Annotated in this window: 5 protein-coding genes and 1 pseudogene; 1 reads left to right on the forward strand and 5 read right to left on the reverse strand. The window is 71.3% G+C overall.

Annotated elements, in window-relative coordinates:
- The 5 genes from IH13_RS37235 to IH13_RS0111355 all read right to left on the reverse strand — a co-directional run.
- On the reverse strand, positions 1-186 hold a 186-nt coding region (locus IH13_RS37235), incomplete at its 3' end, for a TadE/TadG family type IV pilus assembly protein (protein ID WP_420713353.1).
- A 269-nt stretch (positions 187-455) separates the two neighbouring features.
- Positions 456-929, reverse strand: coding sequence for a TadE family protein (locus IH13_RS0111340; protein WP_031083454.1), 474 nt, complete (start codon positions 927-929; stop codon positions 456-458).
- Positions 930-1,017: 88 nt separating this feature from the next.
- On the reverse strand, positions 1,018-2,265 hold the full coding sequence (locus IH13_RS0111345) for a CpaE/TadZ family protein (RefSeq protein ID WP_031083455.1): 1,248 nt from the start codon (positions 2,263-2,265) through the stop codon (positions 1,018-1,020).
- A gap of 7 nt (positions 2,266-2,272) precedes the next feature.
- The gene (gene cpaB, locus IH13_RS0111350) at positions 2,273-2,986 is read right to left on the reverse strand and encodes a Flp pilus assembly protein CpaB (protein WP_031083456.1); all 714 of its coding nucleotides are present in this window, start codon (positions 2,984-2,986) and stop codon (positions 2,273-2,275) included.
- 156 nt (positions 2,987-3,142) lie between these two features.
- On the reverse strand, positions 3,143-4,003 hold the full coding sequence (locus tag IH13_RS0111355; protein WP_031083458.1) for a hypothetical protein: 861 nt from the start codon (positions 4,001-4,003) through the stop codon (positions 3,143-3,145).
- A 438-nt stretch (positions 4,004-4,441) separates the two neighbouring features.
- Between IH13_RS0111355 and IH13_RS0111360 the strand changes: the two are divergent.
- Positions 4,442-4,659: pseudogene (locus tag IH13_RS0111360) on the forward strand (hypothetical protein); the annotation flags it as partial.

Below are 4,659 nucleotides of genomic sequence, written 5' to 3' on the forward strand. Positions count from 1 at the left end.
GAGCCAGTCGCTCATGGCGGCCCGGCCCGCCTGGGCGTACCTGCCCTCCTGCCCGTCGAACGAGGCGACACGGGCCGCCGCCCGTGAGGCGGTCTGGGCCTGCTGGGCGGCGTAGACCGCGATGCCCAGCTGGACGACGGCGAGGGCGACGACCAGGAGGAGGACGAGCACGCCCACGTACTCGATGGCCGCCTGCCCGCGCTGGCGGCCATCGGCGCCTCCCGTCCGTACGCGGTGGGGTTCGGTCCGTGCGCGCACGGACTCGGTCGGTACGTGCACGGGTTCGGTCGATACGCGTGCGGGTTCGGTCCGTACGCGTACGCGCTCGGTCGGTACACGTGCGAGCGCGGTCGGTACGGGTTCGGTCCCTACGCGTACGCGCTCGGCCGATACGCGTACGCCCTCGGCCCCTGCGCGTACGCGCTCGGTCGCGGCGCCGCTCCGCCGCCGGTACATCACCATCCCCGGCTCTCCGTCGCGGCCCCCGCCCTGCCCGGCACGGTGAACGGCAGGTTGACGGCGCAGGGGAAGAGCAGCGGCACCTTCACATCGACCCGGGCCTTCACCATGTCACCCTCCTGCCCGCAGCTGAAGTCGGCCGCCCAGGCGCCCGGCAGATCCTCGCGCCCCGCACGTTCGCAGGCCGCCTGGCGGCTCCCGTCGGTCCTCGTCGCCGCGCTCACGGCCTTGTCCGCCGCGTTGCCCGCGAGGGTGAAGGTGTACCCGATCACCGCGGCCTGCCAGAGCAGGGCGAGCGTGATCAGGATGAGCGGGAGCGTGCCCGTGAACTCGATCGCGGTCTGCCCCCGGTCGTCCCGGAGCCCGCCCACCGGGCGGCGCTCAGCGAGCCACGAGGGCGCGGCACCGTGCGTGCCGTCCCTCTCCGCGCTTCCCCGGCCGGTGGCCGGCCGCGTTCCTGGACGTCTCATGGTTCAACTGTCCCCCCGGTCGTACGGGTCCGCTGCCGGTTTCGCCGATCGCCTCGCCCGCCGTCGTACCCCGGTCCGGTCCCGTACGTCATCTGCCCCGCCCCCACCGGCCGCCCACCGCCCCGCGGTCGCCCTTGGACCGGCCCTGCTTCTCGGCGGTCTCGCCGCTCCTGACCAGGCCGAGGTCCCCCGCGAGGGACCACAGCGCCTGCTTCACCGTGGACTTGGCCTCCAGGTCCTGCATACGCCCCGCGTCCACGGCCCCCTGCAACTCCTTGAAGTTGGCGGGGACCGCGATCCGGGCCACCTTGGTCGCCGTGATCTTCTCGATCAGCGGCGGCTGGATCTCGGTGTTGCGGGTGTGCCGGTTGACGACCGTGATCGTCTCCTCGGCCTTGCGGATCTGCAACCGGTTCCAGAGCCGGACCATGCGCTTGGCCGCCCGCACCGTCACCACGTCCGGGGTGGCGACCAGCAGGGCCTGGTCGGCCATCTCGATCGCGGCGGCGTTGGCGGAGTTCATGTGCGTACCGCAGTCGACGACCACGACCTCGAAGCGGTGCCGGAGCGCACTGAGGGTCTGGCGTACGACCCGGTCGCTGACCTCCTCACCCCGCTCACCGTCCGCCGGTGCGAGCAGCAGCCCCATGCCGGTGTCGTGCTCGTACAGGGCGTCCTGGAGGACCCGGGGCGAGATGTCCTGGATGGTGGAGAGGTCCACGATCGACCTGCGGAACTGCACGTCGAGGTAGGAGGCCACGTCACCGGACTGCAGATCCAGGTCGACGAGGGCCGCCGTGTGGCCGGACGCCTTCGCGGCCAGGGCCAGTTGCACCGCGATGACGGTCGCGCCCACCCCGCCCTTGGCTCCGCTCACCGTCACGAGCGTGCCGCCGGGCCCGGTGAAGACGTCCGGCCCCTGGCCGAGGTGGCGGCGTACGCCCGCGGACCAGCCGGCCGCCGCCTGGACCCGCTGGGCGAGCTCCTCGTACGAGAGGGGGAGGCCCACCAGGCCGCGTGCGCCGGAGTCCATCGCCGCCGAATAGAGCCCGGGGCTCGTGTCGGCCGTGACCAGGACGACCCCGACCGCCGGGAAGCGGAGGGCCACCTCCCGGATCAGTTCGAGTGCGGGGACCGGGCCGATCCGCTCGTGGACCAGCACCACCTCCGGCAGTTCCTCCAGCGACTCCGCCGCGAGCCGGGCGAGGGTGTCGAGCAGCGAGGTCGAGTCCCCCAGCGCCCCGGCCGGCTCCGCGTCGGGGAGCTGGCTGAGCAGGGTGGCGACGGAGCGGGCGGCGTCGGCGTCGCCGACCGCCGGGAGGATTCTGGTGCTCATCCGGCCCTCACTTGTTCTTGTCTTCGTCGAGGCTGTAGCTGCCCTCGCCGGGACGCAGGGTGGTCGGGCTGTTCTCGGGCAGGAGGGCCAGGCGCACGTGCTCGGCGAAGGACTCGGCGTAGGCGACGCGCTGGGCGTCGGTGGTGTCGAGGGCGAAGGTGATCGGCACCGCCTCGGTCGGGCCGCCGCCGCGCTGGTTCCTGTCGGGTTCCAGGGCCGTCAGCCGGCCCACGTCGATGACCTTGGCGTTGGCGACGATGACGCGGGAGGTGGCCTTGCCGCCCTCGTTCTCCGCCGCGAAGGTGGCGAAGATGTTGACGAGGTTGCCGGGCCGGATCTTGCCCGCCACCCCGGTCGCCGCGTCGATCATGATGGCTATCTCCTGCTCTCCGTTCTCCACCCTGGGGCGCTTGACGAGCATGTCGTCCTGGAGGAGCGAGCCGGCGTGCAGCCGGGTGACGGCGATCTTGCCGTTGATGGCCGCGAGGTCGGTGACCGCGTTCTTGGAGAGCCAGCGTCTGGGCATCGTCACCTTCTCGAACTGCCCCGGTTCGAGGGCGGTGTAGGGGGCCACCTCCGTCTTCACCTGGTAGGCGGCCACCTCGGGGCCCACCTTCGCGTTGACGTCGCTGATCACCGAGAGCACGCCGGCGAACGCGCCGAAGGCGCACAGGACCGACAGGAGCAGCAGGATGACGCCGCGGCGTTGCCGTGCATTCATGAGCGGAGCAACCTCGTTGGGGGATATGGGCCGATGGGTGAGCGGAGTGTCGTCGGGCACCGGCGGGGGCCAGTGCGGCGGGGCGCGGGCTCCGGCCGTCCGTTCCGGCCGCCTTTCCCCGTACGGGAACCGCGGCCGGAACGCGCGGTGCGGTCGTCAGCCGGTGGGGTGGGCGGCCGTTCCTCGGGTGAGGACACCTGAAGTGTGCCGCTGCCTCTCCTGCGTCCGCAGCGGAACGGAACACAACCCGCACCGGTCACCCAGGAGTTCATTGCCGCACCAGGTGCACACCTCTCTGCGGACCGAGGAAACCAACTGGTAGACGACCGAGATATCGGGCAGAAAGGCGGCGAATTCGATCATCTTCGCGGTACCCCACCACCCGGGGGAATCCGCGGGAAGGGCCGCTTCGTGCATGGCCTGCACCTGCCAGGCGGGTGCGAGCGTCTCCAGCACCCAGTCCGACTGGAGCTGCCCCTTGGCGACCAGCAGATGGGTACCGAAATCCGGCCCGGCCAGCTCGCCCGTGCCCACCTTGACCAGCTGCGGGCGGGGGTTGGCCAGTACGGCGAACTGGGAGCCGGGCACCCAGGACCTGGCGTGCGACGTGAGGCTGACGGGCACGCGGTCGAGTTTGGTGACCGAGTTCAGCAGCGCACCCGCGTGGACGTAGTGGGCCAGCAGTCTGGCGGCGGAGGCCACCACGCCGGCACTGAAGTCGCAGACGGACAACTGCCGTAACTGGCGCACCAGGACGCCCACGGCGAGCGGGGGCAGGTCCACCTTGAGCAGCGCGATGCGGTCGCTCTCCAGCACGGATCGGATGGTGTGCAGCCGCCGTTCGTGGGCGGGGGCGATGTTGGACGGGTACACGGCGACGACGTATCCGTGCTGGTCCAGCAGGAGCTGCATGTCGGACAGCGCCAGGTCCAGCGACTGGTCGCCGGGTGCCTGAAGGACCACGGCCGGTGGCGTCTGCTGGTCCATGGGCGGTAGGACCAGGTCGGCGCTGGTCACTGCTATAGCGGTCGGCACGCTGTTCCCCGTTCGCCCCGGCCGCCGCCTGCCGTCGGCCGCAATCGCTCCTGCTCCGTGCTCCTGCACTTTATCCAGCTATTCGGACACGGAGAACACCTTTCGGTCACCAGTAAGACGGACCACGGCACTTGGGCACAGAGCACGCCGTTGCCGAATCTGCCGGGCGGCCCGCTCGTTGAATTCCATAGCAGTCGGAGGTTTAATCGCGTACTTTCTGGATTCGCGTGACCGGATTCCCGTTCCCCCACGTCAGCGCGGTGAGATCCGCCCCAATTTCCTTCTGCGGGACGTCGGTTCAGGCCCAGTCGGCGCTCTGGGCCCGGATTGGGGTCCCAGGGCCCACGCCCCGGCTCGCTCGCCTCCGTAGTCTCCGGGTCCGGCCGGTGGTGGCCACCATGTGCGAAGGGAGCTCCTCGAATGGACCAGATCGGGCGAATACCGCCGGTCGCCGGGCGGCGGGGCGGCAGAGGGTGGTACGGCCTGCCGCTGGACGACCGCGGCGCCACCGCCACCGAGTACGTCGGCGTGGTCGTGGTGGTCACCTCGATCGTGGGCGCCCTGGCGGCGACCGGTGTGGGCGGGCGCATCGCCGAGCGGTTCCGGTGCGCGGTCGCCTTCGGCGACTGCGGCAGGGG

It is taken from the genome of Streptomyces sp. NRRL WC-3549 (genome assembly GCF_000721935.1).
Classification (GTDB): domain Bacteria; phylum Actinomycetota; class Actinomycetes; order Streptomycetales; family Streptomycetaceae; genus Streptomyces.

Coding starts and splice junctions, on each gene's coding strand:
- cpaB (WP_031083456.1), bottom strand. CDS start 2,986: ATGAATGCACGGCAACGCCGCGGCGTCATCCTGCTGCTCCTGTCGGTC.
- IH13_RS0111345 (WP_031083455.1), bottom strand. CDS start 2,265: ATGAGCACCAGAATCCTCCCGGCGGTCGGCGACGCCGACGCCGCCCGC.
- IH13_RS0111340 (WP_031083454.1), bottom strand. CDS start 929: ATGAGACGTCCAGGAACGCGGCCGGCCACCGGCCGGGGAAGCGCGGAG.